This is a genomic window from Teichococcus aestuarii (assembly GCF_042651065.1).
In the GTDB taxonomy this organism is placed as follows: domain Bacteria; phylum Pseudomonadota; class Alphaproteobacteria; order Acetobacterales; family Acetobacteraceae; genus Pseudoroseomonas; species Pseudoroseomonas aestuarii.
In genome coordinates, this window is record NZ_JBHSCH010000063.1 from 1 (window position 1) to 25,747 (window position 25,747).

General features: G+C 74.6%; 20 protein-coding genes and 1 pseudogene. 16 read left to right on the top strand and 5 right to left on the bottom strand.

Going from position 1 to position 25,747, the window contains the following annotated elements; translation table 11 throughout:
* Window positions 1–209: 209 nt before the first annotated feature.
* The 6 genes from ftsY (at window position 210) to ACFOY6_RS19195 (ending at window position 7,237) form a co-directional block, all read left to right on the top strand.
* Window positions 210–1,175, top strand: a complete 966-nt coding sequence (gene ftsY, locus ACFOY6_RS19170; RefSeq protein WP_379651971.1) for a signal recognition particle-docking protein FtsY — start codon at window positions 210–212, stop codon at window positions 1,173–1,175.
* A 192-nt stretch (window positions 1,176–1,367) separates the two neighbouring features.
* Complete coding sequence (locus ACFOY6_RS19175) at window positions 1,368–2,240, top strand: endonuclease/exonuclease/phosphatase family protein (protein WP_379651960.1); 873 nt, start codon at window positions 1,368–1,370, stop codon at window positions 2,238–2,240.
* The gene (locus ACFOY6_RS19180; protein ID WP_379651961.1) at window positions 2,237–3,730 is read left to right on the top strand and encodes a phospholipase D family protein; all 1,494 of its coding nucleotides are present in this window, start codon (window positions 2,237–2,239) and stop codon (window positions 3,728–3,730) included. Before ACFOY6_RS19175 ends, ACFOY6_RS19180 begins: the two co-directional genes overlap by 4 nt.
* A 143-nt stretch (window positions 3,731–3,873) precedes the next feature.
* On the top strand, window positions 3,874–5,346 hold the full coding sequence (locus ACFOY6_RS19185) for a leucyl aminopeptidase (protein WP_379651962.1): 1,473 nt from the start codon (window positions 3,874–3,876) through the stop codon (window positions 5,344–5,346).
* Between the two features lie 292 nt (window positions 5,347–5,638).
* Window positions 5,639–6,763, top strand: coding sequence for a leucyl aminopeptidase family protein (locus ACFOY6_RS19190; RefSeq protein WP_379651963.1), 1,125 nt, complete (start codon window positions 5,639–5,641; stop codon window positions 6,761–6,763).
* Between the two features lie 27 nt (window positions 6,764–6,790).
* Window positions 6,791–7,237: a DNA polymerase III subunit chi gene (locus ACFOY6_RS19195; protein WP_109516749.1), complete on the top strand. Its 447-nt coding sequence runs from the start codon at window positions 6,791–6,793 to the stop codon at window positions 7,235–7,237.
* A gap of 19 nt (window positions 7,238–7,256) precedes the next feature.
* On the opposite strand, the gene ACFOY6_RS19200 is transcribed toward ACFOY6_RS19195, so the two are convergent.
* Both ACFOY6_RS19200 and ACFOY6_RS19205 read right to left on the bottom strand, forming a co-directional pair.
* Window positions 7,257–9,188, bottom strand: a complete 1,932-nt coding sequence (locus tag ACFOY6_RS19200) for an HWE histidine kinase domain-containing protein (RefSeq protein ID WP_379651964.1) — start codon at window positions 9,186–9,188, stop codon at window positions 7,257–7,259.
* Between the two features lie 90 nt (window positions 9,189–9,278).
* The gene (locus tag ACFOY6_RS19205) at window positions 9,279–10,082 is read right to left on the bottom strand and encodes a creatininase family protein (RefSeq protein ID WP_379632627.1); all 804 of its coding nucleotides are present in this window, start codon (window positions 10,080–10,082) and stop codon (window positions 9,279–9,281) included.
* A gap of 124 nt (window positions 10,083–10,206) precedes the next feature.
* On the opposite strand from ACFOY6_RS19205, the gene cysQ reads away from it, so the two are divergent.
* Both cysQ and ACFOY6_RS19215 read left to right on the top strand, forming a co-directional pair.
* Entirely contained in the window at window positions 10,207–10,968 is a 762-nt protein-coding gene (gene cysQ / locus ACFOY6_RS19210; RefSeq protein WP_109516746.1) for a 3'(2'),5'-bisphosphate nucleotidase CysQ, read from the top strand.
* Window positions 10,965–11,942 carry an L-threonylcarbamoyladenylate synthase gene (locus ACFOY6_RS19215; RefSeq protein WP_379651965.1) on the top strand — a complete coding sequence of 326 codons (978 nt, stop codon included), beginning with the start codon at window positions 10,965–10,967 and terminating at the stop codon, window positions 11,940–11,942. Before cysQ ends, ACFOY6_RS19215 begins: the two co-directional genes overlap by 4 nt.
* 45 nt (window positions 11,943–11,987) lie before the next feature.
* Here ACFOY6_RS19215 and ACFOY6_RS19220 read toward each other — a convergent pair whose 3' ends face one another.
* The gene (locus ACFOY6_RS19220; RefSeq protein ID WP_379651966.1) at window positions 11,988–13,631 is read right to left on the bottom strand and encodes a tetratricopeptide repeat protein; all 1,644 of its coding nucleotides are present in this window, start codon (window positions 13,629–13,631) and stop codon (window positions 11,988–11,990) included.
* A 118-nt stretch (window positions 13,632–13,749) separates the two neighbouring features.
* Between ACFOY6_RS19220 and ACFOY6_RS19225 the strand changes: the two genes are divergently transcribed.
* The 6 genes from ACFOY6_RS19225 (at window position 13,750) to rsmA (ending at window position 21,697) form a co-directional block, all read left to right on the top strand.
* Window positions 13,750–14,424: a trypsin-like peptidase domain-containing protein gene (locus ACFOY6_RS19225; protein ID WP_379651967.1), complete on the top strand. Its 675-nt coding sequence runs from the start codon at window positions 13,750–13,752 to the stop codon at window positions 14,422–14,424.
* Between the two features lie 150 nt (window positions 14,425–14,574).
* Window positions 14,575–15,711: an LPS export ABC transporter permease LptF gene (lptF, locus tag ACFOY6_RS19230; protein WP_109516743.1), complete on the top strand. Its 1,137-nt coding sequence runs from the start codon at window positions 14,575–14,577 to the stop codon at window positions 15,709–15,711.
* A 9-nt stretch (window positions 15,712–15,720) separates the two neighbouring features.
* The gene (gene lptG, locus ACFOY6_RS19235) at window positions 15,721–16,830 is read left to right on the top strand and encodes an LPS export ABC transporter permease LptG (RefSeq protein WP_109516987.1); all 1,110 of its coding nucleotides are present in this window, start codon (window positions 15,721–15,723) and stop codon (window positions 16,828–16,830) included.
* Between the two features lie 172 nt (window positions 16,831–17,002).
* Window positions 17,003–19,375: an LPS-assembly protein LptD gene (locus ACFOY6_RS19240; protein WP_379651968.1), complete on the top strand. Its 2,373-nt coding sequence runs from the start codon at window positions 17,003–17,005 to the stop codon at window positions 19,373–19,375.
* Window positions 19,376–19,467: 92 nt separating this feature from the next.
* Window positions 19,468–20,862 carry a peptidylprolyl isomerase gene (locus ACFOY6_RS19245; protein ID WP_109516742.1) on the top strand — a complete coding sequence of 465 codons (1,395 nt, stop codon included), beginning with the start codon at window positions 19,468–19,470 and terminating at the stop codon, window positions 20,860–20,862.
* Between the two features lie 7 nt (window positions 20,863–20,869).
* On the top strand, window positions 20,870–21,697 hold the full coding sequence (gene rsmA, locus ACFOY6_RS19250) for a 16S rRNA (adenine(1518)-N(6)/adenine(1519)-N(6))-dimethyltransferase RsmA (protein WP_109516741.1): 828 nt from the start codon (window positions 20,870–20,872) through the stop codon (window positions 21,695–21,697).
* Window positions 21,698–21,828: 131 nt separating this feature from the next.
* On the opposite strand, the gene ACFOY6_RS19255 is transcribed toward rsmA, so the two are convergent.
* Together ACFOY6_RS19255 and rsmI are read right to left on the bottom strand one after the other, a co-directional pair.
* On the bottom strand, window positions 21,829–22,947 hold the full coding sequence (locus ACFOY6_RS19255; RefSeq protein WP_379651969.1) for a glycosyltransferase family protein: 1,119 nt from the start codon (window positions 22,945–22,947) through the stop codon (window positions 21,829–21,831).
* 92 nt (window positions 22,948–23,039) lie between these two features.
* Window positions 23,040–23,987 (bottom strand): 16S rRNA (cytidine(1402)-2'-O)-methyltransferase, encoded by a 948-nt coding sequence (gene rsmI / locus ACFOY6_RS19260; RefSeq protein ID WP_109518710.1) that lies wholly within the window; start codon window positions 23,985–23,987, stop codon window positions 23,040–23,042.
* A 62-nt stretch (window positions 23,988–24,049) separates the two neighbouring features.
* Here rsmI and ACFOY6_RS19265 point away from each other — a divergent pair, with 62 nt between their 5' ends.
* Window positions 24,050–25,192: a penicillin-binding protein activator gene (locus ACFOY6_RS19265; RefSeq protein ID WP_379651970.1), complete on the top strand. Its 1,143-nt coding sequence runs from the start codon at window positions 24,050–24,052 to the stop codon at window positions 25,190–25,192.
* 71 nt (window positions 25,193–25,263) lie between these two features.
* Window positions 25,264–25,747: pseudogene (locus tag ACFOY6_RS19270) on the top strand (ATP-binding protein); the annotation flags it as partial.

Below are 25,747 nucleotides of genomic sequence, written 5' to 3' on the forward strand. Positions count from 1 at the left end.
CCCCGACGACGACATCCTCGCCAGACAGGACGCTATTACGGATATGTTCGAGGTTGGGCGCGCGCTCGACTTTCATCTCTTCGCGCCGGCCCTGCATCACCCCGCCCGAGCCGCGCCCGCAGCCGATCCCCGCCCCGCCGCCGGAGCCGCCCCCGCCCGGCGTGCCCAAGCCGGAGCCGGAGCACGAGCCCGGCCCCCCCGCCTCCCTCCTGGCGCAGCCCGAGCCCGCCGCGCCGGCCGAGGAGCCGGCGGCACGTGGCGGCTTCTTCACCCGGCTGAAGGCGGGGCTCTCGCGGTCCACCGCCAAGCTGACGGACGGGCTGACCGGCCTGTTCACCAAGCGCAAGCTGGACGACGCGGCGCTGGAGGAGCTGGAGGAGGCGCTGATCACCGCCGATCTCGGCGTCGCGGCGGCGCAGCGCATCGTCACCGCCTTCCGCCGCACCCGCTTCGGCAAGGAGGTGGGCGACCAGGAGGTGCGCGAGGCGCTGGCCGCCGAGATCGCCACCATTCTGGAGCCGGTGGCGAAGCCCCTGGTGCTGGACGGGGCGAAACGCCCGCATGTGGTGCTGGTGGTGGGCGTCAACGGCACCGGCAAGACCACCACCATCGCCAAGCTCGGCCAGCAGTTCCGCGAACAGGGCAAGCGCGTCACCTTCGTGGCGGGGGATACCTTCCGCGCCGCGGCGGTGGAGCAGCTACAGATCTGGGGCAACCGCACCGGCTGCGCCGTGGTGGCCCACGCGAAGGAGGGGGCGGACGCCGCCGGCCTCGCCTTCGACGCGCTGAAGCAGGCCCAGGCCCAGGGCACGGAGGTGCTGCTGGTGGACACCGCCGGCCGCCTGCACAACAAGGGCGCGCTGATGGAGGAGCTGCGCAAGGTGGTGCGCGTCATGCGCCGCCTGGACGAGACGGCGCCGCACTCCGTGCTGCTGGTGCTGGATGCCACCACCGGCCAGAACGCCACCCAGCAATGCAAGGTGTTCGGCGAGATGGTGGATGTCACCGGCCTCGTCGTCACCAAGCTGGACGGCTCGGCCAAGGGCGGCATCGTGGTGGCGCTGGCGGAGGAATTCGGCCTGCCAGTGCATGCCGTGGGCGTGGGCGAGAAGGCCGCCGACCTGCGCCCCTTCTCGGCGCGGGAGTATGCCCGCTCGCTGCTCGGCCTCGGCTGAGCGGCGCCTAGATTAGGGCAGGATCGCGGCGCGGGGCTGGGGCGCGTGCGCTGCGGCACGGCCCAGGCTTGGAAACCCGAGGGGCTTTACCTAGGTTTTCCACAGCCCGGGGCGCCTGCCGCGCCCGGCGACCGACTGGGGCGGGCGGCTCGCGCGGCCTTGCCCTGCCCTGATCCATGGCGGAGCCCGACCTTGCCCGATCCGACGCGCATCCCGACAACGCCTGCCCCGCCCGCCACCGGGCCCGTGCCCGGCGGGCTGGCGGCGCTGCGCCAGGCGCACGGCATCCCGGCCCTGCCCGCCGTGCCGCTGCCGCCCGTGCCGGGGGGGCCGATCACGGTGGCCTCCTACAACGTCCACAAATGCGTCGGGCTGGACCGGCGCTTCAACCCGCAGCGCATTGCCCGCGTCATCGCCGAGATGCAGCCGGACATCATCGCGGTGCAGGAGGCGGACAAGCGCTTCGGCCGCCGCGTCGGCCTGCTGGACACGGAGATGCTGCGCGAGGCCGGGCTTTCCCTGGTGCCGGTCTCCCGCCTGCCGGACGGGCATGGCTGGCACGGCAACGCCCTGCTGGTGCGGGCCGGCACGCCGCTGGCGGTGCGCCGCCTGGCCCTGCCGGGGGCCGAGCCGCGCGGCGCCGTCATCACCGAGATGGAGCTGCCGGCGGGCCGGCTGCGCGTCGTCGCGGCGCATTTCGGCCTGCTGCGGCGCTGCCGCGCCCGCCAGGCCGCCGCCATCCTGGAGGCGATCGGCCAGGGCGAGAGCATGCCGACGCTGATGATGGGCGACCTGAACGAATGGCGCCCCGGCCGCCGCTCCTCGCTGCGCGCGCTGGAGGGGCTGTTCGGCACCCTGGCGATGAACCCGGCCAGCTTCCCCTCGCGCATGCCCGTTTTTGCGCTCGACCGCATCCTGGGCTGGCCCCGCGGCGTTGTGCGGGACGTGCAAGTGCATGACACCCCCCTGGCGCGCATCGCCTCCGACCACCTGCCGCTGAAGGCCCGGCTCGACCTCCGCCCGGCGCTGCCGGCCATGCCGCCGGCGGTCGCGGCGGCGGCATGAACGCGGGCGCGCCCCTGGAGGCCCTGGCCAGGGCGCCGCACGCCCCCGCGCAGCCGGTGCTGGCCGGCGCGCCGCCGCCTGTCTCGGACGCCGACACGATGGTCGAGAAGCTGCTCGATGGCGCCTCCACCGGCGTGGCGCTGCTGCCCGGCGGGCTGGAGGCCTTCATGGTGCGCGCCGCCAGCGCCCGCGCCGCCGGCCGCACCCTGGACCTGCAATACTACCGCTGGTCGGACGACATCACCGGCGGCCTCATGGCACGCGAGGTGCTGTGCGCCGCCGACCGTGGCGTGCGCGTGCGCATGCTGCTCGACGACAGCTACGTGCTGGGGGTGGACCGGCGCATCGCGCTGCTCTCGGCGCATCCGCGCATCGAGGTGCGGCTGTTCAACACCGCCCGGCTGCGCTGGCTGGGGCAGGTGGCGCTGGCGGTGGAATTCGCCCTCGGCGGCTGGCACCTCAACCACCGCATGCACAACAAGGCCTGGGTGGCCGATGGCCGTCTGGCGCTGGTGGGCGGCCGCAACATCGCCGATGCCTATTTCGACGGCGCCGGCGACTTCAACTTCCGCGACCTCGACCTGCTGATCGCCGGCGAGGCCGCGCGGCAGGCCCAGGCGGTGTTCGACAGCTACTGGGCCAGCAGCCTGGCCCGCCCGGTGGAGCAGTTCCGCCTCGCCGCCGGGCTCGGCGCCGCGGCGCTGGCCGCCTTCCGCGCCGAGCTGGACGCCATCCCCGATTCCGGCAAGGCCCGGCCCTATCTGCGCGCCCTGGCCGAGACGCGCCGCCAGTTCCTGGACCAGGAGCGCCCGCTGCTGCCCGCCGCCGACACGGTGCGCGTGCTGGCCGACCCCCCCGCCAAGGCCAAGGGGCGCGGCGTGCCCGGCGGCCTGGCACCGGCGCTGGACGCGCTGCTGCGCGAGGCGCAGCGGGAGGCGGTGCTGATCTCCCCCTATTTCGTGCCCGGCAAGGCGGGGATGCGGGTGCTGGAGGATCTGGTGCGGCGCGGGGTGCGGGTGACCGTCATCACCAACTCCCTCGCGGCGACGGATGTGGTGGCGGTGCATGCCGGCTATGCCCGCTACCGCCCGCGCCTGGTCGAGCTCGGCATCGACCTCTACGAGCTGAAGCGCAGCGGCGCGCATGGCAGCGGCGTGTTCGGCTCGCGCGGCGCCAGCCTGCACACCAAGGCGCTGATGGTGGACCGCGACCTCGTCTTCGTCGGCTCCTTCAACCTCGACCCGCGCTCGGCCAATTTGAACACCGAGATGGGGGCGGTGGCCCGCCATCCGGGCCTGGCGGAGCAGCTCGGGCTGGAGCAGCACCGCCTCTCCGACCCCGGCCGCAGCTACCGCGTCGGCCGTACCCCGAAGGGGCACCTGACCTGGACCGATGCCGGCGGCACCACCCTGCACGAGCCGGAAGCGCCCTGGACACGCCGCCTTCTGGCGCGGCTGGTGCGCTGGCTGCCGATCGAGGCGCAGCTCTAGGGGGCCCGCCCCACGCGGCCACAGCCGGCCCGCCCTGCCCGCCGTTTCGCAAGAATCGCCGCCCCGCCCCTTGCCACCCGCGCCCGGGGTGGCAAGGCTGTCGGCAGACGATCCGGCCCGCAGACACCATGATGGAAACCGCCATGACCGATATCCTGTTCGTCAAAGCCGCCCTGCCGCGGGCGGGCGCGCTGGTCCTGCCGCTGGCCGAGGGCTTCACCCTCTCCGGCCTGGCGCAGGAGGCGGATGCGGCCTGCGGCGGCGCGGTCTCGCGCGGGCTGGAGGCGGCGGGCTTCAAGGGCCGCAAGGGGCAGAGCTGCACGCTCTGGGCGCCGGGGGGGCATCTCTCCCGCATCGTCGCGGTCGGCCTCGGCCCGAAGCCGGACGCGGAGAGCGCGCAGCAGGCCGGCGGCGCCGCCCTGCCGCTGATCGCCAGCGAGCCGGAGGCGGTGATCGCGGCCGAGGGGCTGAACGCCGCCCTGACCGCCGCCCTGGCCTTCGGCGCCCGGCTGCGCGGCTACCGCTTCGACAAGTACCGCACGCGCGAGAAGCCGGAGGACAAGCCGAAGCTGCTGCGCCTCAGCCTCGCCAGCGCCGAGCCGGCGGAGGCCAAGGCGGCCTTCCAGCCCCTCTCGGCGCTGGCCGACGGGGTGTTCCTCTCGCGCGACCTGGTCAGCGAGCCGCCCAACATCCTCCACCCGGAGGAGATGGCGGAGCGCTGCAAGGTGCTGGAGAAGCTCGGTGTCACGGTCGAGATCCTCGGCCCGAAGGAACTGCGGAAGCTCGGCTTCGGCGCGCTGCTCGGCGTGGCCATGGGCAGCGCGCGGGAGCCGCGCATGGTGGTGATGCAGTGGCGCGGCGCGGCGCCGGACGCGCAGCCGGTGGCCTTCATCGGCAAGGGCGTCACCTTCGACACGGGCGGCATCTCCATCAAGCCGGCCGGCGGCATGGAGGACATGAAGTACGACATGGCCGGCGCCGGCACCGTCATCGGGCTGATGGGGGCGCTGGCCGGGCGGAAGGCGAAGGTCAACGCCGTCGGGCTGGTCGGGCTGGTGGAGAACATGCCCTCCGGCACCGCGCAGCGCCCGGGCGACGTGGTGCGCTCCTATTCCGGCCAGACCATCGAGGTGATCAACACCGACGCCGAGGGCCGGCTCGTGCTGGCCGACGTGCTCTGGTACGCGCGGGAGCGCTTCAGGCCGCGATTCATGGTCGATCTGGCCACGCTGACCGGCGCCATCATCGTGGCGCTGGGGCACGAGCATGCGGGCATGTTTGCGAATGACGACGCGCTGGCGCAGCAGCTCTCCGCCGCCGGCGCCGCCACGGGCGAGGCGGTGTGGCGGATGCCGCTCGGCGAGGCCTATGACAAGCTGATCAAGTCCGACATCGCCGACATGAAGAATGTAGGTGGCCGCCCCGGCGGCTCGATCAGCGCCGCGCAGTTCCTGCAGCGCTTCGTCGACACGCGCGAGGGGCATGTGCCCTGGGCGCATCTCGACATCGCCGGCACCGCCTGGGCGACGAAGGACAGCGCCCTGACGCCGAAGGGCGCCACGGCCTTCGGCGTGCGGCTGCTCGACCGGCTGGTGGCCGACCATTACGAGGGCTGAGGATACGCGGGCCGAGGACCGGCCGCCCGGCGCGGAAGGCGCCGCCCGGGCGCCGGCCGCGCCCCCCCGCCTGCGGCTGCGCGGAAGTCTGGGCCGCAAGACCGCCGCGCTCACCCGCATCCTGCCCTGGCGCGCCGGAACGCCGGCGCCCGAAGGCTTCCCGGCTCAGGATTTTCCGCACCGGCCCGGCACGGCGCGCTGGAGCCCTGGCCGCATCCTGGCGCCGGGGCCGGACTGGGAGCAGGCTGGCGCCGCCCGCCTCGCCGCCCTGCCCGCGGGCGAGACGCGCGCGGTGCTGGACGCCACGGCCCTCGCGCCGGCGGAGGCGGTGGCCTTCGCCACCGGCGCCGTGCTCGGTGCCACCCGCGCCGGGCTGCGGCTGGAGCTGCTGCACCCCGCGCCGGAGGCGGTGGCGCCGCTCTGGCACGATGCCTGGGCGGTGGCGCAGGGCGTGGCGCTGGCGCGCGGCCTGGTGGCGGCGCCGGGCAACGTGCTGACGCCCAAGGAATTCGGCCACCGGCTGAAGGCGCTGGAGCGGCACGGCATCGCGGTGCAGCTGCTGGGGCGCAAGCGGCTGCGGCAGGCCGGCTTCGGCGGGCTGCTGGCGGTGGGCCAGGGCTCGGCCAATCCGCCGCGCCTGGCGGTGCTGCGCTGGGCCGGGCGGATCGCCGCGCCGCCGGTGGTGTTCGTCGGCAAGGGCATCACCTTCGACACGGGCGGGCTCTCGCTCAAGCCCGCCGCCGGCATGGAGCAGATGCGCGCCGACATGGCCGGCGCCGCCGCCTGCGCCGGCGCCATGCTGGCCCTGGCGCTGCGCGACAGCCCCGCCCCCGCCGCCGCCGTGCTGGCCCTGGCCGAGAACGCCATCGGCGCCGCCGCCTACCGGCCGGGCGACGTGGTCACCACCCTCTCCGGCCGCACGGTGGAGATCATCGACACCGACGCCGAGGGCCGCCTCGTGCTGGCCGACGCGCTGAACTACGCGGTGCGCGCCTTCCGCCCCGAGGCGGTGGTGGACCTCGCCACGCTGACCGGCGCCGCCATCACCGCGCTCGGCCACCACTGCGCGGCGCTGTTCGGCAACGACGCGCCGCTCGGCGCCACCCTCTGCGCCGCCGGCGAGGCGGTGGGGGAGCGGCTCTGGCCGCTGCCGATCGGGGAGGCGCACCGCGAGGACCTGCGGAGCGGCATCGCCGACCTGAGGCAGTGCGCCGCCGGCCCCGGCCAGCCGGATGCCTGCCACGCCGCGGCCTTCCTGCGCGAGTTCCTGGGCGATACACCCCCTGCCTGGGCGCATGTCGACATGGCCGGGCAGGCCGGGAACCCGCCCGGCCTGCCGGAAGGGCCGAGCGGCTTCGGCGTGCGGCTGCTGGAGCGGCTGGTGGCGCTGCGCTTCGAGGACGCGCACCGCCGCTGAGGAGCGGAACCGGAGGGAAGGCAGGACGTGAGCGAGATCGGCTTCTACCACCTGACGCGCACGCCGCTGGCGGCGGCGCTGCCGAAGCTGCTGGGCCGGGTGCTGGCGCAGAACGGCCGGGCGGTGGTGCGGGTGGGCGACGCCGAGCGGCTGGAAAGCCTCGACGCCGCCCTCTGGCTCTCCGCCGACCCGGACTGGCTGCCGCATGGCAGCCCGCGCAGCGGCCATGCCGCGATGCAGCCGATCTGGCTGACCACCGAGGACGAGGCGCCGAACGACGCGCGCTTCCTGTTCCTGGTCGATGGCGCGGAGAGCGCGCGGCTCGGCAGCTACGACCGGGTGTTCGACCTGTTCGACGGCCAGGACGAGGCGGCCGTGGCCGCCGCCCGCCAGCGCTGGAGCGCCGCCAAGGCGGCCGGCCACAGCCTGACCTACTGGCAGCAGGGCCCGCGCGGCTGGGAGCGCAAGGCCTGAACCCCGGCGCGCCTGCGGATCACATCACCATCGCGGCCTGGCGCGCCGGCGGCTCCGGGATCTCCAGCGGCGAATCGGCCGGCAGGGGCGGCTCCGAGAGGGTCTCGATCGCGGCGATGCTGGCGGCGCCCAGGCGGATGCGGCAGTGCAGCCCGGTGGGCGACCACAGGAAGGTGGCGCCGCCGCCCAGCTGGTGCCGCGCCAGGGTGTGGATCAGCCGGAAGCCGAAGCCCTGCCGGCCCGGCTCCCCCTGCACCTCCGGGCCGCCGCTCTCGCGCCAGTCCAGCATCAGCCCGCCCTGCGCCACGGCCAGCCAGCGCACCTCCACCATGCCCTCCGTCCGGGAGAGGGCGCCATGCTTGGCGGCGTTGGTGGACAGCTCGTGCAGGATCATCTCCACGGGCTGCACGCTGCCCGGGGTCAGGCGCACCGCCGGGCCGTGCCAGACCAGGCGCGGCGCCCCGCCGGCATCCTCGTAGGTGGCGAGCTCCCGCCGCACCACCGATTCCAGCTCCGCCCCCGCCCAGCCCTGGCCGGCCAGCAGGTCGTGCGCGCGGGCCATGGCGCAGAGCCGGCCGTCGAGATTGGCGACGAACTGCGCCGGCGGCACGTTGCGCGGCGTCAGCAGCAGCAGCGAGCGCACCACGGCCATGATGTTCTTGGCGCGGTGGTCCACCTCGCGCGCCAGCAGGGTGGCGCGTTCCTCGGCCTCCCGCTGCACGGTGCTGTCCAGCAGCACGCCGTCCCAGATGACCGAACCATCGACGCCCGGATGGGCGCTGGCCATGCTGCGCAGCCAGAGGCGGCGGCCATCGGCGGTGGTGAAGTCGAACTCCAGCAGCAGCGGGGTCAGCGTGTCGGCCGAGTGGCGCAGCGCCGCCTCCACCCGCGCCCGCGTCTCCGGCGCCAGGCCGCGCTGCAGCGCCGCCTGCGGCGAGGTGCCGCTGGGCTCGCCCATCAGCGTGGTCAGCCCGTCGCTCATATAGGGGCATTCCAGCTTGCCGCCGGGGGTGCGGACGATACGGTAGAGCGCGCCCGGCAGGTTGGCGGCGATGTCGGAGAGGCGGCGCTCCGCCTCCTGCTCGGCCAGGGCGCGGGTCAGCATCTCCTGCGCCGCCTGGCCGCGCCGGGTCTGGTAGGCCAGCACGCAGACCAGCACCAGAGCGGCGGCCAGCGCCACGCCCATCACCAGCGTCAGCAGCGAGGGCCGCGGCATCCATTCCGTCAGGGAGCCGACCACGGTGGTGACGATGCGCCAGCCGGTGAGCGGGCCGGTGAGGGTGATGGGGCTCAGCGTGCCCTCGGCCGGCTCCCCCGCCTCGCCCGGCTGCACCGGCGGGCGGCTGGCGATGTCCTGGCCGGCATGGTCCAGCACGCGGTGGTGCAGCCCCGGCATGTGGAGCTGGTCGCGCAGCGCCTGCTCCACCAGCGCGGCCGGCACCACGATGGTGACGACGCCGCCGCCCTCCTCCACCGGCAGCGGCGCGTGCAGCAGCAGGTGCGCGCCCAGCCCGGAGCGGGCGCGCCGCAGGCTGCTGGCCATGGGCTGGTGCAGGCTGGCGGCACGGGCCTCCCCTTCCGGATCGGGCGCCCAGAGCGCGAATTCGTCATGCGCCACCCGCCAGAGCAGCCCGTCCGGCCCGGAAACCTGCACCCCCAGCCAGCCCTGCCGGCGCAGCAGCTCCAGCGGCACCGGGGCGTCCTTGGAAGGCTTGTCCTTGGTCAGGGCGGGCAGGCGTGCGCCGCTGGTGGCCGCCATCACGGCAACCTCCAGCTCCCGCCCCAGCCGGGCCTCCACCTGGTGCAGGGCTGTCTGGGCGGATTGCCGCACGATGGCCGCCGCCATCCTGTGCTGATGGTCGGTGGTCGTGGCATGCAACAGGGCAACCGCCATGGCGCAGAGCAGGATCGCCAGGGCAAGGTAAGAGAGGCGGAGGCTCCGGACAGCCATAAGGCGCATCCCTCATCGTGACGGATCACGAAAAGTTTATTACGCCTTGCGAAGCCACGCCAGACTTCGTTTGCCCTCTGAGCGATTTTATCAACCCTGAGGCAATTTTCCTCCCTCCCAAACCGCGTGAGGAGAGCGCCACAGTACCTTCTCCCGCATGGCCGCGGCCAGCGCCGCCGCCACCACCTCCAGCAGCTTCTCGCCTTTCTCCGCCGTTGCGGCGCGCGGGTCGCCGCGCACGCCGGTCCGGGGCGCCCGCTCCTCGAAGGACCAGAAGCGCTGGAACACCGCGCCGGCGGAGACGCCCGGCCCCGCCAGGGCATCGGCGACCTTGTCCTGCCGCACCTCCTCCGGGTGCAGCGCCAGCCAGAAGCTGGTCTCCGCCTCGCAGGCATGCTGCACGCCCGGCTGCGTCTCCAGCACCGCCGCCACGCCCGGCCCGTCGATGTGGAAGATGGTGGTGGCCACCACCGGCATGGCGAACTCCGTGCACAGCTCGCGCGCCGCGACGGCCAGCGGGTCGATGTTGCCGCCATGGCTGTTCACCAGCAGCAGCCGGCCGAAGCCCTGCGCCTTCAGCGAGCGGCAGACGCAGCGCAGCACGCCGTGGAAGGTCTGGTAGTCCAGGCTGATGGTGCCGCCGAAGGGCAGGTGGTGTTCCGACATGCCCATCCACATCGGCGGCAGCACCACCGCCGGCACGTCGCGCGCCTGCTCGGCGGCGCGGACGCAGCAGGCATGGCCGATCATGCTGTCCGTCCAGACCGGCAGGTGCGGCCCGTGCTGCTCCAGCGCCGCCACCGGCAGCACCACCAGCGCGCCGCGCCCGGCGAGCGCCCGCAGCTCGGGCGCGGTCAGCTTCTCCCAGCGCACTTCGTCCGGTGTCTCGCTCATGGCCTGCTCCTCTCGCGGTGATGGCGGAGGGAACGGAACCATGCCGGCACGGCGGGGGAAACCCGTGCGGCGGCACGGCGGGGCTTTTTCCCCGCGCGCCCGCGGGTGCTACAGGGATATCAGCATGACAGACGCCGAACTCCTCGCCCTGGCCGCGCGACTCGCCCGCAGCGCCGCCGCCGCCATCCTCTCCGTGCGTGACGCCGGCTTCTCGGTGGAGCGCAAGGAGGATCTCAGCCCCGTCACCGCCGCCGACCGGCTGGCCGAGGCGATCATCACCGAGGGGCTGCGCGAAGCCGCGCCCGGCATCCCCGTGGTCGGGGAGGAGGCGGTCTCGGACGGGGCCGAGCTTTCCGCCGCGCCGCGCTACTGGCTGGTGGACCCGCTGGACGGCACTCGCGAATTCGCCGCCGGCCGGGCCGAGTTCACGGTCAATATCGGCCTCATCGAGAATGGCCGGCCGAAGCTCGGCGCCGTCGCCATCCCGGCCACGGACGAGCTGTTCACCGGCATCGTCGGCCAGGGCGCCTGGAAGGAGGATGCCGGCGGGCACCGCCCCATCGCCTGCCGCGCCGTGCCGGCGGAGGGGCTCGTGGTCATGGCCAGCCGCCACTACAAGGACGACCCGAAGCTGCCGGCCTTCCTGGAGGGGCGGCGGGTGCAGCGCATCGTGCAGATCGGCTCGGCGGTGAAGTTCTGCCGCCTGGCCGAGGGGGCGGCCGACCTCTACCCGCGCTTCGGCCGCACCATGGAGTGGGACACGGCGGCACCGGAGGCGGTGCTGGTGGCCGCCGGCGGCCGCTGCACCCATTTCGACGGCAGCCCGCTCGGCTACGGCAAGCCCGGCTGGGAGAACCAGCCCTTCCTCTGCCAGGGGCGCGCGTGAGCCTCGCGACGGAGCGCCTGCCGGAGAGTGCCATCGGGCGCGCCGCCGGGCTGCTGCGGGCCGGCGCGCTGGTCGCCTTCCCCACCGAGACGGTCTATGGCCTCGGCGCCGATGCGCGGCAGGCACGCGCCGTGGCGCGCATCTTCGAGGCCAAGGGCCGGCCGCGCTTCAACCCGCTGATCAGCCATTTCCCCGATGCCGAGGCCGCCTTCGCCGAGGTGCTGGCCGACGAGCGCGCCCGCGCCGTGGCCGCGCGCTTCTGGCCCGGCCCCCTCACCCTGGTGCTGCCGCGCGCGCCGGGCAGCCGGATCGACGCCCTGACCGGCGCCGGGCAGCCGACGCTGGCGGTGCGCGTGCCGGCCCATCCGCTGGCGCGGGCGCTGCTGCGGGCGGCGGGGGTGCCGGTGGCGGCACCCTCGGCCAACCGCTCCGGCGCCGTCTCCCCCACCACCGCCGCGCATGTGCTGGACGGGTTGTCCGGGCGGATCGAGGCGGTGCTCGATGGCGGGGCCTGCGCCGTGGGGGTGGAGAGCACGGTGCTCGACCTCTCCGGCCCCCAGCCGCGGCTGCTGCGCCAGGGCGGCGTGCCGGAGGCGGCGCAGGCGGCGCTGATCGGCGGCCTCGGCCGGCCCGGCGCGGTGGCCGAGGGCGCGGCGCTGCCGGCGCCCGGCATGATGCGCTCGCACTACGCCCCCGGCCTGCCGGTGCGGCTGGAGGCGCGCGCGGTGGCGCCGGGCGAGGCGCTGCTGGCCTTCGGGCCGCCGCTGCCGGGCGCCGGCGCCGTCTGGCAGCTCAGCGAATCGGGCGACACGGTGGAGGCCGCCTCCCGCCTTTTCGCCGGGCTGCGCTGGCTGGACGAGGAGGGCGCGCGGCGCGGCCTCTCCGGCATCGCGGCGATGCCGGTGCCGGACGAGGGCCTGGGCGCCGCGATCAACGACCGCCTGGCGCGGGCGGCGGCGCCACGGGGTTCTTGAAGGCCGGCGGGGGAGCAGGCCCTCCCCTGGCCATCCTCCCGCCGGTCAGGCAGCGGTGCCGCGGGCCTGGGCCTGGGCCTGCTGCGCGGCAAGGCGCCGGTGCGCCTGGAGCAGCGAGGGCTGCGTGGCGCCCCGGGCGATGGCGCGCTCCAGCACCGCCACGGCCTCGTCCACATGCCCCGCCTTGCTCAGCATCAGGGCGAGGAATTCCTCCAGGCGGGGGTTGCCGGGGTCGCAGCGCAGCGCGTCCTCGGCGCTGCGCACCGCCTGCTCCGTCAGCTTCATGCGGTTCAGCACCTCGGCCAGCAGGCGGTGGCTGGCGGCATGGCCGGGGCTCAGCCGCACGACCGTCTCGGCCGCCGCGCGGGACGCCGGCAGCTGCCCGGCGCGCAGCAGCAGCCGGGCATGGTGGGTGTGGTAGCGGGCGCGGTCCGGCGCGGCCGCGCAGGCGGCGGCGGCGGCCTCCAGCGCCTCCTCCTGGCGGCCCAGCACCGCGAGCAGGCCGCTACGGTGGCGCTGCGCTTCGGCCAGGTCGCCCGGCGCCGCGTCGAAATCCAGCATCGCCAGGGCGGCCCTGGCATCGGCCTGGGCCGTTTCCACCGCGCCTTCCTGCATGTGCCGCTCGCAGCGCAGGCGCAGCATCTCCGGCAGCCAGAGCCGCATCTGCGGCTGCTCCGGCGCCAGGGTCAGCCCTTCCCGCAGCAGGGCGATGGCTTCCTCCGTCCCGCCCTCGGCGCGCAGCATCTGCACCAGCTTCAGCCGCGCCGCCACCGTGGCGGGAGAGAGCGCCACGGCCTGGCGCAGCGCCGCGATGGCACCCGGCCGGTCGTCCACCGCCTGCCGGATCTGCGCGGCAAGCTGGAACAGCTCGCCCCTTTCGGGCTGCATCGCCAGCGCCCGGTCGCAGAGCGCCGCCGCCGCCGCCGGCCGGCGGTGCCGCAGCAGCGCGCGGCTGAGCTGCATCAGGTGGTTCCACGACTCCCGGCGGCGCCCGTGCCAGCGCAGCGCGGGCAGCCGCCCTTCCGCCAGGTAGCCGAAGAGCAGCGGCTTCAGCAGGCCCAGATCGGCCAGCATCGGCGCGCTGGGGTGGCCGGAATAGGGAATGGGCAGCAGCCTCGCCGCGGGGTAGGCGGCCAGGATCTCCTGCTCCAGGTAGCGCATGTCCTCGCCCATCAGCGCGTCGCCGGCCAGGCGGGGGTCGTAGAGCAGGGCGACGCCCAGGGTGCGGTCCTCCCCCTCCGCCATCGGGGCGTGGCGGAAGCTGGCGCCCCAGCGCGCCCGTGCCCGCTCATGCGAGGGGTAGGAGGCATGGATGGAGGCACGCGGCGAGATGGCCAGCACATGCGCGGCGAAGGGCCGGGCGAAGTAGAGCGCCGCATAGGCGCCGGCGCTGGAGCCATAGAACAGCACGCGCCCATAGGCGGCGATGCGCGCGCCGAACTCTGCCACGAAGGTCTCGCGGCTGATATCCTGGTACCAGTTCTCGCGCCGCTTCTGCACGGCCAGCACGTCGATGCCGCCGCCCGTCAGCACCGTCTCGCCGAAGCCGGGCCGCTCGACCTCCAGGCTGCGGAACGGATCGAAGGTGACCGCCAGGGTGGCGCCCAGGCCGGGTGGCGGCGCCGTTCCGGCCGCGGTGAAGGTGACGGTGTTGACACCATTGTCGAAGAGGCGCTGGCGGACGGGCATGGCGGCGGCTGGTTCGGCTCCCGGGCATGGCAGCGGGCGACGCGGCGGGGTCGTCACGCCTGCCGCCGCTCGGCACCGTTCTCCCAGGATATCATTACCCCGTCACCTTCACGATCTCTTGAACTGGTGCGGCGCCGCCGGGCTGCTGCTGCTGCTCGGCGGCTGCGCCACCCCGGAGGGGGCGCTGCCGCTGGCCGGGCTGCGCGCCGGGCTGGGGCCGGATTGCTGGGCCACCGGCGCCGCCACCCATATCGGCCGCGGCCGCTTCCTGACCGCGGCGCACTTGGTGGATGGCACCCAGCCCCTGTTGCAGGGCTGCGCCCCCGGCGCGGCGCCGCCCTCCATCCGCTTCCAGGGGCGGGACCACACGGCGGAGCTGCTGCGTGCCGGGCAGGCCGATCTCGGACCCGGGCTCGACCCTCTCGGCCTCGGCACCGTCTATGTCGGCGGGCGGGACGTGGCGCTGCTGCGGGTGGCGGGCCTGGCGGCCGGCGCCCCCGCCTTGCCGCTCTGCGCCGGCGCGCCGTGGCCGGGCCAGCCCGTGCTGGTGCTGACGCCGCGCCGCCGCGCCACCAGCCGCATCGCCGGGCTGCGGCCGGAGGCCACGGCGCTGCACGGCGCCTATGCCGAGATGCCGCTGCGGCTGGAGCCCGGCGAATCCGGCGGCGCGGTGGTCGATGCGTCGGTGCCCTGCCTGCTCGGCCTGGTCAGCCACCGCGCCGAGGCGGGCGGGAGGCCGGCCGGCACGCGCCTCGTGCCCGCGCCGGTGCTGCGGGCGTTTCTCGGGGAGTAGCCGGGCGCGGGACGCCGGGCGGAAGGGGGCGCAAAGCTTGGCGCCCCGCTCCGCCCGGCCTACATGCAGCCCCGACCCGGTCCCTCCCCGCCCCGGCCCCTCCCCCGCCCCGGCCCCGCCGCGGCCCGCCAGAGGTGAACCCCTGCCCGCATGACCAAGATCGACCGCTACATGTTCCGACAGCTCGGCGTGTCGCTGCTCGCCGTGACCGTGGGGCTCGCCGCCCTGGTCTGGCTGACGCAGAGCCTGCGCTTCATCGAGCTGGTGCTGGACCGCGGCCTTTCCCTCGCGGTCTTCATCGAGCTGACCGGCCTGCTGCTGCCCAGCTTCTTCGCGGTGATCCTGCCCATCACCACCTTCGTGGTGACGCTGTTCACCTATGTGCGGCTGAACGCCGACCGCGAGCTGGTGGTGATGCGCGCCGCCGGCCTGTCGGACTGGCAGCTCTCGCGCCCGGCGCTGCTGGTGGCCTCCATCGCCACCGCGCTGGCCCTGTTCATGCAGCTCTGGCTGGTGCCGGTCAGCCATGCCGCCTTCCGCGCCTGGCAGTTCGAGATCCGCAACGAGATGGCGGCCATCCTGCTGCAGGAAGGCGTGTTCAGCAGCCTGGGCGACACGCTGACGGTCTATGCCCGCCAGCGCGCCGCGGACGGCACCCTGCGCGGCATCCTGGTGCACGACATGCGCGAGCCGGGCACGCCCGTCACCATCATGGCGCAGGAGGGGCGGCTGGTCTCCACCCCCGCCGGCCCGCGCGTGACGCTGCTGAACGGCGTGCGCCAGCAGATGGAGCCGGCCACCGCCACCCGCCCCGCGCGCCTCTCCGTGCTGTCCTTCGCCGAGAACAGCGTGGACCTGGCCAGCACCTCCAACAGCCCCGCCGAGACCGCCCGCAACCGCGACTCGCGCGAGCGCTTCGTGGGCGAGCTGCTGCACCCCGACCCGGAGGAGAACCTGCCGGAGCGCGACATCCGCAAGTTCCGCGCCGAGGGGCACCAGCGCCTCTCCTCCCCCTTCACCGCGCTCTCCTTCGCCATGGTCGGGCTGGCCACGGCACTGGCCAGCGGCTTCCGCCGGCATGGCGACTGGCGGCCGGCGACCCTCGGCGTCGGGCTGGTGGTGGTGCTGCTGGCGCTGGGCCTCGCGGTGGGCAACCTGGCGGCGCGCAACAACGCCGCCATCCCGCTGGTCTGGGCGCAGGCCGTGGTGCCGGGGCTGATCGCGGCCTGGGTGCTCTCCGGCAGCCCGGGCCTGCCGCGCCGCCGGCCCGGCACGGCGGAAGGCTGAGCCGGCATGATGGCCTTCTCCTACACCCTCTCCGCCTACATCGCCCGCCGCTTCGCGGGCATGGCGCTGGCGCTGGTCGCGGCGCTCACCGGCCTCGTCGCGCTGTTCGACTTCATCGAGCTGCTGCGCCGCGCCGCCACCCGGCCGGAGGCCACCTTCGGCCTCGTCGCCTCCATCGCCTCGCTGCGGCTGCCCTTCGTGGTGCTGCAGATCCTGCCCTTCGCCGTGCTGCTGGGCGGCATCATCGCCTTCTGGCGCCTCGCCCGCTCCTCCGAGCTGGTGGTGGCGCGCGCCGCCGGCGTCTCGGCCTGGAGCTTCCTGGCGGGGCCGGTGCTGGTGGCGCTCTGCCTCGGCACGCTGGCCATCACCGTCGTCTCGCCGCTCTCCGCCGCCATGCTGGCGCGCGCCGAGCGGCTGGACGCCACCTACCTGCGCAACGCCACGGGCCTGTCCTCGCTGGCGGGGGGGCGGCTCTGGCTGCGCCAGGCCGACGCCACGCTGGAGCCGGGCGGCGTCGCCATCCTGGCCGGCGTGCCGGAGATCGGGCGGGAGGGCTTTCAGCTCACCCAGGTCTCGCTGTGGCGGCTCGCCGCCAACGACCGGCCGCTGGAGCGGGTGGAGGCGCCGCGCGCCCGCCTCATCCCCGGCGCGTGGGAGCTGGAGCAGGCGGTGGCCTTCGGCAGCGACCGCCAGCCCTCGGCGCCGGGCACGCTGCGCCTGCCCACCACCCTGACGCCCGACCGCATCGAGGACAGCTTCGCCAGCCCCGACACCCTCTCCTTCTGGGCGCTGCCGGGCTTCATCGCGGTGCTGGAGAGCGCCGGCTTCTCCGCCATGCGGCACCGGCTGCACTTCCATTCCCTGCTCTCCCTGCCGCTGCTGACGGCGGCCATGGCGCTGATGGCGGCCGGCTTCTCGATGCGCCATTCCCGGCGCGGCGGCGTGGCGCGGATGATCGGCGCCGGCATCGCCGCCGGATTCGCGCTGTTCCTGCTGGACAAGGTGTCGGAGGAGTTCGGCCAGGCCGGCACCCTGCCGGTGGCGCTGGCCGCCTGGGCCCCCTCGATCGCCGGCCTGCTGCTGGCGCTGACCCTGCTGATCTACCAGGAAGACGGCTGAGCCGGGCCGGGAGCCACGATCCGGGCTCCGGCCTCCAGGCTCCGGGGCACGGTGCGCCGGAGGCCGCCGGCGGCGCCTGAGCGCAATGTGATGCCGCCCCGGCGCCCCACGGCCCGCCCCGGCGCCGCGCATCCCTCTCGCCGCGCTCCGCCGAAGCCGCTATGGAAGCGGCATGGACCGAGCCATGCGCGACGCCGGGGAGCCCCCGGCAGGGAAGACGGATCGCCGGGGAGGGCCGCGGCGCTCCCTGCCGCCGGCCGGCTGGCGTGCCGCCCTGCTGGGCAGCGCCGTGCTGCTTTCCGCCAGCCTGCCGCTGCACCAGGCCGAGTCGCAGCCCGCCGCGCCGCAGCCATCCGGCGCGGTGCCGGCCGCCCCGCCGCAGGCCACAGCGCCCCAGGCAACACCGCCCCAGGCAACACCGCCCCAGGCAAGACCGCCCCAGGCAAGACCGCCCCAGACCGGCAACAACGCCCCCGTCACCTTCACCGCCGAGGAGGTGGAGTACGACCAGGCGCGCGACCTCGTCACCGCCCGCGGCGCGGTGGAGGCCTGGCAGAACGAGCGCATCCTGCGCGCCGACCGCTTCACCTTCGACCGCAACACCGGCATCGCCACCGCCGAGGGCAACGTCCAGCTGCTGGAGGCGGACGGGCAGGTGCTGTTCGCCGACCGCGCCGAGCTGACCGGCAACATGCGCGATGGCGTGGTGGAGGGGCTGAAGGCCCGCCTCGCCCAGAATGGCCGCATGGTGGCCAGCGGCGCCCGCCGCACGGACGGCACCATCCTCGACATGTCGCGGGTGCTCTACACCTCCTGCGACCTCTGCGCCGAGAACCCGGAGGCGCCGCCGCTGTGGCAGCTGCGCGCCCGGCTGGCCACGCACGACCAGGAAGCCAAGCGCCTGCGCTACCGCGACGCCTCGCTGATGCTGGGCGGCGTGCCGGTGCTCTACACGCCCTATCTCTCGCACCCCGACCCCTCGGTGCCGCGCCAGTCCGGCTTCCTGACGCCCACCTTCGGCAGCAGCAGCTTCCTCGGCGGCTTCCTCACCACGCCCTACTACTGGGCGATCGACCCCAGCCAGGACCTGACCCTCTCGCCGACCTTCTCGACCAAGCAGGACCCGGCGCTCGGCTTCGACTACCGCCGCCGCTTCAACAGCGGCGAGATCCAGGCCACCGGCTCCGTCGGCCAGCGCGACGGCGCGCCGGGCGAGGAGGGCTGGGGCGGCCACATCTACAGCCGCGGCCAGTTCTCGATCGACGAGAACTGGCGCACCGGCTTCAACCTGAACCGCGCCAGCAGCGAGAACTACCTGCGCGCCTGGCGCTACCCGGCGCCCCGCCAGCTCTCCTCCGACGCCTACGCGGAAGGCTTCTGGGGCACCGAGGCCTATGCCCGGGTCGATGGCCGCGCCTATCAGGGCCTCTCCGAGGTGGACGACACGGGGCAGATCCCGCTCGTGCTGCCCAACCTCTTCGCCGATTACTGGGTAGGGCGCGACCGGCTGGGCGGCTACCTCAGCGCCGATATCGGCGCCTTCGCCCTCTTCCGCGACGAGGGCACGGACACCCGCCGCATCGCCTCCCGCCTGCGCTACGACCTGCCGCGCATCGACCGCTTCGGGCAGGTCTGGACCTTCCGCGCCCAGGCGGACGGGCTGGCCCGCTGGGTGGACGACCTCGACCTCGCCCCCAACTTCGCCAGCCGCAACACCGCCACCGACGCCACCGGCAATGTCCGCGTGGCGCTGGACTGGCGCCTGCCGATGAGCCGCAGCGCCGGCGCCTACGGCACCCAGCTGATCGAGCCGCGGGTGCAGCTCGTCACCGGCCCGGCGACGGGGCGGCAGACCCTGGTGGCGAACGAGGACAGCCTCGACTTCGAGTTCACCGACGCCAACCTGTTCGAGCTCAACCGCTTCCCCGGCCGTGACCGGCAGGAAGGCGGCAGCCGGGTGGACGCCGCCTTCCGCGGCGCCTGGTTCTTCCCCAATGGCGGGCAGGTCGAGGCGCTGGTCGGCCGCTCCTTCCGCGCCAGCGAGGAGGCGGTGTTCGATGTCAATTCCGGCCTGCGCGACCAGGCTTCGGACTGGGTCGGCCGGGTGCGCTTCTCCCCCGTTTCCTGGCTGGACCTGACCGCCCGCGCCCGGCTGGACAAGGAGAACCTGGACAGCCGGCTGGTCGAGACCCGCGCCCAGCTCAGCCTCGGCCGCGTGACGCTCGGCGCCGGCTACCTCTACACCGACCCCTCCACCGCGCTGATCTCGACCCGGGAGCGGCGCGAGGTCTCGGGCTCCGCCCAGGCGCAGATCACCCGCTTCTGGCGCGGCGGCGGCTTCGGCCGCTACGACCTGGAGCTGGACCGCGCCGTCTCGGCCGGCGTCAACCTCACCTACGAGGATGAATGCCTGATCTTCGACACGCGCTTCGCCAAGACCTATGCGGAGCCGAGCAACCGCGCCTCCTACTATCCTTCCGACACCGTCCTGCTGTTCCGTGTCTCGTTCAAGACGGTGGGCGATTTCGGCTTCCGCGCGATCTGACGCCCTCCCCGGCGTCATACCCTGGCGCCATCCCCGCCGCCCTGCGCGATTGGGGCTGGCGGAGGATGCGCACCCGGCCTAGGAAATCCGCCATGCGACGCGCCCTCGCCCCGACCCGCCCGACCCCTTCCGCCCCGGCCCCTTCCGTCCCGGCCCTGCGTGCCACGGCGTGGCGCGCGCTGGCCCTGGCGGCGGTGCTGCCGCTGGCCGCCCTCGCCACCGCGCCGGGCGCCCTGGCCCAGCGGGCCGGCGCGGCCCAGGGGGCTGCCCAAAGCGCTGCCCAGCCCGGCGCCACCCCGATGAACCGCATCGTCGCCGTGGTGAATGGCGACGTGGTGACGGCGAACGAGGTGGCCGCGCGCACCCGCCTCTTCGCGCTGAACGCCGGCATGGGGCCGAACCCCGAGGTGCTGACACGGCTGCGCCCCCAGGTGACGCGGCTGCTGGTGGATGAGCGGCTGCGCATGCAGGAGGTGCAGCGCCGCGGCATCCCCGTGGCCGATGCCGATGTCGCCGCCGCCATCGAGGAGATCGAGCAGCGCAACGGCCTCCCCTCCGGCGGGCTGCTGGCCCAGCTGCGCGGCGCCGGCGTGCAGCCGCGCGCGCTCTTCGACCAGATCCGCAACCAGATCGGCTGGTCGCGGCTGGTGCGGCAGCAGCTCGGCAACCAGGCCCAGGTCTCGCCGCAGGAGATCGAGGAGTTCATGGCCGCCCACAAGGCGCGCACCGGCGAGCCGGAATTCCTGGTCTCCGAGATCTTCATCCCCGTCGACGACCCGGCCGCCGAGCCGGAGGTGCGCCGCTTCGTGGACGATGTGGTGGGCCAGCTCCGCGCCGGCGTGCCCTTCGCCGCCGCCGCCACCCAGTTCAGCCAGAGCCAGACCGCGCTGCAGGGCGGCGACATGGGCTGGACCCGCCCCGACGAGTTCGACCCCGCCGTGGGCCGCATCGTGAGCCAGATGCCGCCCGGCGCCATCGCCAACCCGCAGCGCGTGCCGGGGGGCTTCCAGATCGTCACGCTGCGGCAGAAGCGCGAGACGGGGCGCGAGATCGCCACCCTCGTCACGCTGCGCCAGGCCTTCTTCGGCTTCACCAGCGCGCTCGACCCGCAGGCGCCGACGCAGCAGCAGATCCAGGCGCTGGAGCGCGCGCGCGCCCTGGAGGGCAAGGCCTGCCCCGCCCTGGAGGCCGCCGCCCGCGGCTCCGACCGCCCGGCCGACCCCGGCGGCCCGCTGCGGCAGGACACCCTGCAGCCCGCGCCGCTGCGCGGCATCGTCGCCAGCCTCGCCGTCAACCGCGCCAGCCAGCCGCTGGTGACGCCGGAGGGCGTTCTGGTGCTGGCCGTCTGCTCGCGCGAGACCCGCAACCTGGCCGAGCTGACGCCCGACCAGGCGCGTGCCCAGATCCTGCGCGACCGCATCGAGCTGACCTCGCGCCAGCTGCAGCGCGACCTGCGCCGCCGCGCGCAGATCGACATGCGGAGCTGATCCGGCCATTTCCGCCTCCCTTCCCTCGCTCGCCGAGACCATCGCGAAGCACGGGCTGGCGGCGCGCAAGGCGCTCGGCCAGCACTTCCTGCTCGATGCCACGCTCTGCGCCCGCATCGCCTCCATCGCCGCGCCTCTGGAGGGGCGGCACGTGCTGGAGGTCGGCCCCGGCCCCGGCGGCCTGACCCGCGCCCTGCTCGACACCGCCGCCGCCGAGGTGGTGGCGGTGGAGCTGGACCACCGCGCCATCGCCGCGCAGGAGGAGCTGGCCGCCGCCTATCCCGGCCGGCTGCGCGTCGTCGAGGGCGACGCACTGAGGATCGACGCGGAGAGCCTGCTGCCGGCACCGCGCCGCATCGTCGCCAACCTGCCCTACAATGTCGGCACGCCGCTGCTGATCGGCTGGCTGCGCCAGGCGCATCTGTTCGAGAGCATGACGCTGATGTTCCAGCAGGAGGTGGCCGAGCGCATCGTCGCCGCCCCCGACACGGAGCATTACGGCCGGCTCGCCGTGCTCTCGCAGTGGCGCTGCCAGGCGCGCATGACGCTGCGCCTGCCGCCCGGCGCCTTCTCGCCGCCGCCCAAGGTGTGGTCGGCCATCGTCCACCTCGTGCCGCACGCCGAGGCGCCGGACCCGGCGCTGATGGCGGCGCTGGAGAAGGTGACGGCGGCGGCCTTCGGGCAGCGGCGCAAGATGCTGCGCTCCAGCCTGAAGTCGCTGGGCGAGGCCGAGGCGCTGCTCGGCGGCGCCGGGCTGGACGGCACGCGCCGCGCCGAGACGCTCAGCGTGGCGGAGTTCGACCGGCTGGCACGGCTGCTGCTGGCGCGGGACTAGAGGAAAGCTTCTTCTTTTTCTAAAGAAAAAGAAGCAAAAAGATTTTTCGAGTCTGGCGCTAGACTATCCAGGGCAGGACACCAACTCGAAAAAGTTTTTTGGTTCTTTTTTCCAAAAAAGAACGCTTCTCTTTACTTTCTCGTGTTCCTGCCCTGGAACTCCCGGCTGTTGAACATGATTCTCCGCAACCGGCGCACCGTGGTCTTGCCGACATACTGCTCGTAGATGTTTTCGCCTTCCGGCAGGCGGTCGAGCAGCAGGCGGTAGAGGTCGGCCACGTCCTCGCGCTCCAGCAGGCGGTCGGGGTCCCAGTGTCGGCCCGCGTAGCGTTCCAGGAAGCCTTCGAAGTCGCGCTCGCGGAAGGTGCGGAAATGCGCCTGCTGCTGCGCCAGGATGGCGGCGATGCTGTCGGCCGAGGCGGGGGCGATGGGCAGGTCGCCGCGCTCCACGGGCGTCATCCGGTCGTAGCCCATTTCGCGGAAGCGGCGCTCGTTGAAGGAAGCCCCCTTCTCGCCGATGTAGCGGCCGAAGCAGGTGTCGGTCATCACCCGCGCCAAGCCGAGCTGCGCGCAGGCCAGCGCCTTCATCGCGTCCTGCGAGGATTTGTCGATCGCCATCTCCTGGCCTTCGAGCCAGCGGTAGACGGCCAGGTGGTTTCGGTTGGGGTAGTCGGTGCGGCGGATGATCTCGAGATAGGGCTTCAGCCAGGCGTTGATCCTGCGCCAGGCACCGCGCCGCAGGCCGAAGCCCCAGTGGTGATCGAGCGGCACCACGCGCACCCGCTCCGGGTCCGGCGTGGCACGGTGGTCGCCATAGGCGGCGAAGTAGCCGACCTCCGGAAAGGGGGCGAGCGCCTGGCGCAGCCGCTCCATCATCAGCAGGTAGGCAGGGCCGAGCTCGAGGTCGTCCTCGAAGAAATAGGCGGTCTCCGCCTTCAGGGTCTCGAAAGCCAGCTTCTCGCCGCGCTGGATGTTGAAGGCGATGCCGAGGTTGTCGGGGCTCTGCAGCACATGGCCTTCGGGGAAGACGCCGCGGAACGCCGCGACGCTGTCGGCAATCGCCTTGTCCTCCGCGTAGCGCACGCCGGAGGCGGCGGAGACGGCGCCGTCCTGCAGCAGGTAGATGCGGCTCTGGTCGAGCGTCACCCCCTCCTGTGCCTTCAGCGAGGCGCAGAAGCGTTCCAGATAGGGCGCGCGGTCGAAGGCGAAGATGATGATCGGCGCGCTGATCCCGACCGCGGTTTCGACCATGCCCTCAAGGCTCCCATCGGCCTCGCGACCGACCCTGGTCGCGCTTCGGCACCGGCCCTCCTGCTAGAGCGCCGCGCCGGCGCGGGCAAGAGTCACCCCTCGTCACGCAGCGCCAGGGCCCGCGCATAGACCTGCTTGCGCGGCAGGCCGGTGGCCGCCGCCACCAGCGCGGCGGCGTCGCGCAGGCTCTCGCCGGCCGCCAACGCGGCGCGCAGCCGCTCGTCCAGGCTGGCCTCCGCTTCGCCCGCCTCGGCTTCCGCCGCGGGCGGCCCCACCACCAGCACGATCTCACCCCGCGCCGGGTGCTCGGCGTAGTGCGCCGCCAGCGCCTCCAGCGTGCCGCGCCGCACCTCCTCGAAGCGCTTGGTCAGCTCCCGCGCCACCGCCGCCGGGCGGGGGCCGAGCTGCTGCGCCATCGTCGCCAGCGTCTCGGCCAGGCGGTGCGGCGCCTCGTAGAAGATGAGGGTGGCGGAGAGGCCGGCGCGCTCGGCGGCGCGCAGCCGCCCAAGCTCCGCCGCCCGCGCCGCCTCCCGCGGCGGCAGGAAGCCGTGGAACAGGTAGGGGTGCGGCGGCAGGCCGGAGAGGGTCAGCGCCATCACCGCCGCATTCGCCCCCGGCACCGCCGAGACGGTGTGGCCGGCGGCGATGGCGGCGCGCACCAGCCGGTAGCCCGGGTCGCTCATCAGCGGCGTGCCGGCATCCGAAACCAGCGCCAGGTGTTCCCCTCCCGCCATCCGCGCCAGCAGGCGGGGCGTCGCGGCATCCTCGTTGTGCTCGTGCAGCGGGAGAAGGCTCACCGAAACGCCATGTCGCGCCAGCAGCGGAGCGGTTACCCTGGTGTCCTCGCACAGCACCGCGTCGGCCGCGCGCAGCACGGCCAGGGCGCGGGGGGCGAGGTCGCCGAGGTTGCCGATCGGCGTCGCCACCAGGGTCAGCCCGGGCCTTCCGCCCGGTCCCGGAGCGGGTCCACTTGCGGTTCCATTGGGGGAGGTTTCATTTGTCGTTTCCGCGCTCGTCGTCTCAGGCTCATCCGGCTGCACTGACTGGAACTCTCCCGAAAACCCGGCGATGGCTGGCCGGCGCTGCGCTGCTCACGGGCCTTGTGGCGCTCTCGGCCTGCGCGCCGCAAGCCTCCGGCCCTTCCTACGCCCCGGCGCCCACGGCCGGCCTGCCGACTCTGCCGCCGCCGCCCCCCCGCAGCAAGGTGGCGGTGCTGCTGCCGCTCACCGGGCAGAACGCGGCGCTCGGCCAGTCGCTGCTGAACGCGGCGCAGCTCGCGCTGTTCGAGCAGGGCGAGCCGGGCTTCGAGTTCCTGCCGCGCGACACGGGCGGCACGGCCGCCGGCGCGGCCGAGGCGGCGCGGGCGGCAATGGCCGAGGGCGCGCGGGTCATCGTCGGCCCGCTCACGGCGCAGGAGACGGCGGCGGTGGCCAGCGAGTCGCGCGCCGCCGGCCTGCCGATGCTGCCCTTCACCAACGATGGCAGCCAGGCGGCGCAGCAGGTCTGGCCGCTCGGCATCACGCCGGCGCAGCAGGTGCGGCGCGTGGTGGCGGCCGCCAACGCCCAGGGCGTGCGCCGCTTCGCCCTGGCCGCGCCGAACGGCGCGCTGGGCCGGCAGATGGCCGAGGCGCTGCGCGGCGCCGCGAGCGATCTCGGCCTGCCCGCCCCCGTCATCGAGACGTATCCGGCCGCCGCCGCCCCCGGCGTGGTGGCGGTGGAGGTGGCGCGCCGGATCGGTGCCACGGACCCCGACGCCCCCGCCGAATCCCGCACCGAGATGCTGCTGCTGGGCGAGAGCGGCGCGCGCGCGCGGGACTTCGCCGCCGGCCTCGCCTCGGCCGGCGCTGCCATGCCGCCGCTGCGCCTGGCCGGCCATGCGCTGTGGGGGCATGACGAGAGCATGGGGCAGCAGCCGGCCCTGGCGGGCGCCTGGTTCCCCGGCCCCGACCCGGCGGCGCGCGGCCATTTCGACAGCCGCTACGAGGCCGCCTTCGGCGAGCGCCCGGCGCGGGTGGTGGGCGTGGCCTACGACGCCGTGGCGCTGGCCGCCGGCGCGCTGAGCAACCAGCCGCCCGGGGCGGCGGCGCAGATGCCGCTGCGCGAGGCGGTGCTGGAGGCCGATGGCGCGCTGCGGCTGAACCCGGGCGGGCAGGTGCAGCGGGCGCTGGCGGTCTATGCCATCGCGCCCGGCGCGCCGCCCGGCGTGGCGGCGCCGGCCGAGCTGCCGGGCACCGCCGGCTTCTGAGCCGGTCCTTGAGGGGAGACGCGGCGGGGCCGGGCCCCGCCGCCGCGCGCACGCAGCCACCGGAGCTTGGCATGGATGAGGAAAGGCCGGCGCTGCACCGCTGGCTGGGTTCGGCGGCGCTGATCGGCGGCGTGCCGCTGGCGCTGCTGGCGCTGCTGGCCGTCACCGGCCGGGCCGAGGCGGGGCCGGCGCTGTTCGCCTGGTTCGGCGCCGCCCTGGCGGCGCTGCTGCTGGCGCTGCGCTGGCTCGGCAACCTGTCGCGGCTGGCCGCCGTGCAGCGCCGCGCCGATGCGGGCGAGGGCGCCTGGCCGGAACCGCCCTCGGCCCCGGCGCTGCTGCCGGCGCTGGCGGAGGTGTCGGAAGGCGTGGCGCGGCTGGCGCGCAGCCTGGCCGAGCGCGGCGAGCTGCTGGGGCGGATGCGGCGGGCGGATGCCGCCATTCTGGAGAGCCTGCCGGACCCGCTGCTGGTGCTGGGGGCGGACCGCGCGGCGCTGCGCGCCACCGCCGCCGCCTGCGCGCTGTTCGGCGCCCGCGCCGCCGAGGCCACGCCGCCCG

Bases quoted from the DNA above. Each gene is read 5' to 3' on its own strand.
- lptG (WP_109516987.1), top strand. From the start codon at position 15,721: ATGGCCTTCTCCTACACCCTCTCCGCCTACATCGCCCGCCGCTTCGCG.
- ACFOY6_RS19240 (WP_379651968.1), top strand. From the start codon at position 17,003: ATGGACCGAGCCATGCGCGACGCCGGGGAGCCCCCGGCAGGGAAGACG.
- cysQ (WP_109516746.1), top strand. From the start codon at position 10,207: ATGACAGACGCCGAACTCCTCGCCCTGGCCGCGCGACTCGCCCGCAGC.
- ACFOY6_RS19180 (WP_379651961.1), top strand. From the start codon at position 2,237: ATGAACGCGGGCGCGCCCCTGGAGGCCCTGGCCAGGGCGCCGCACGCC.
- ACFOY6_RS19185 (WP_379651962.1), top strand. From the start codon at position 3,874: ATGACCGATATCCTGTTCGTCAAAGCCGCCCTGCCGCGGGCGGGCGCG.
- ACFOY6_RS19255 (WP_379651969.1), bottom strand. From the start codon at position 22,947: ATGGTCGAAACCGCGGTCGGGATCAGCGCGCCGATCATCATCTTCGCC.
- ACFOY6_RS19245 (WP_109516742.1), top strand. From the start codon at position 19,468: ATGCGACGCGCCCTCGCCCCGACCCGCCCGACCCCTTCCGCCCCGGCC.
- ACFOY6_RS19220 (WP_379651966.1), bottom strand. From the start codon at position 13,631: ATGCCCGTCCGCCAGCGCCTCTTCGACAATGGTGTCAACACCGTCACC.
- ACFOY6_RS19200 (WP_379651964.1), bottom strand. From the start codon at position 9,188: ATGGCTGTCCGGAGCCTCCGCCTCTCTTACCTTGCCCTGGCGATCCTG.
- ACFOY6_RS19205 (WP_379632627.1), bottom strand. From the start codon at position 10,082: ATGAGCGAGACACCGGACGAAGTGCGCTGGGAGAAGCTGACCGCGCCC.
- lptF (WP_109516743.1), top strand. From the start codon at position 14,575: ATGACCAAGATCGACCGCTACATGTTCCGACAGCTCGGCGTGTCGCTG.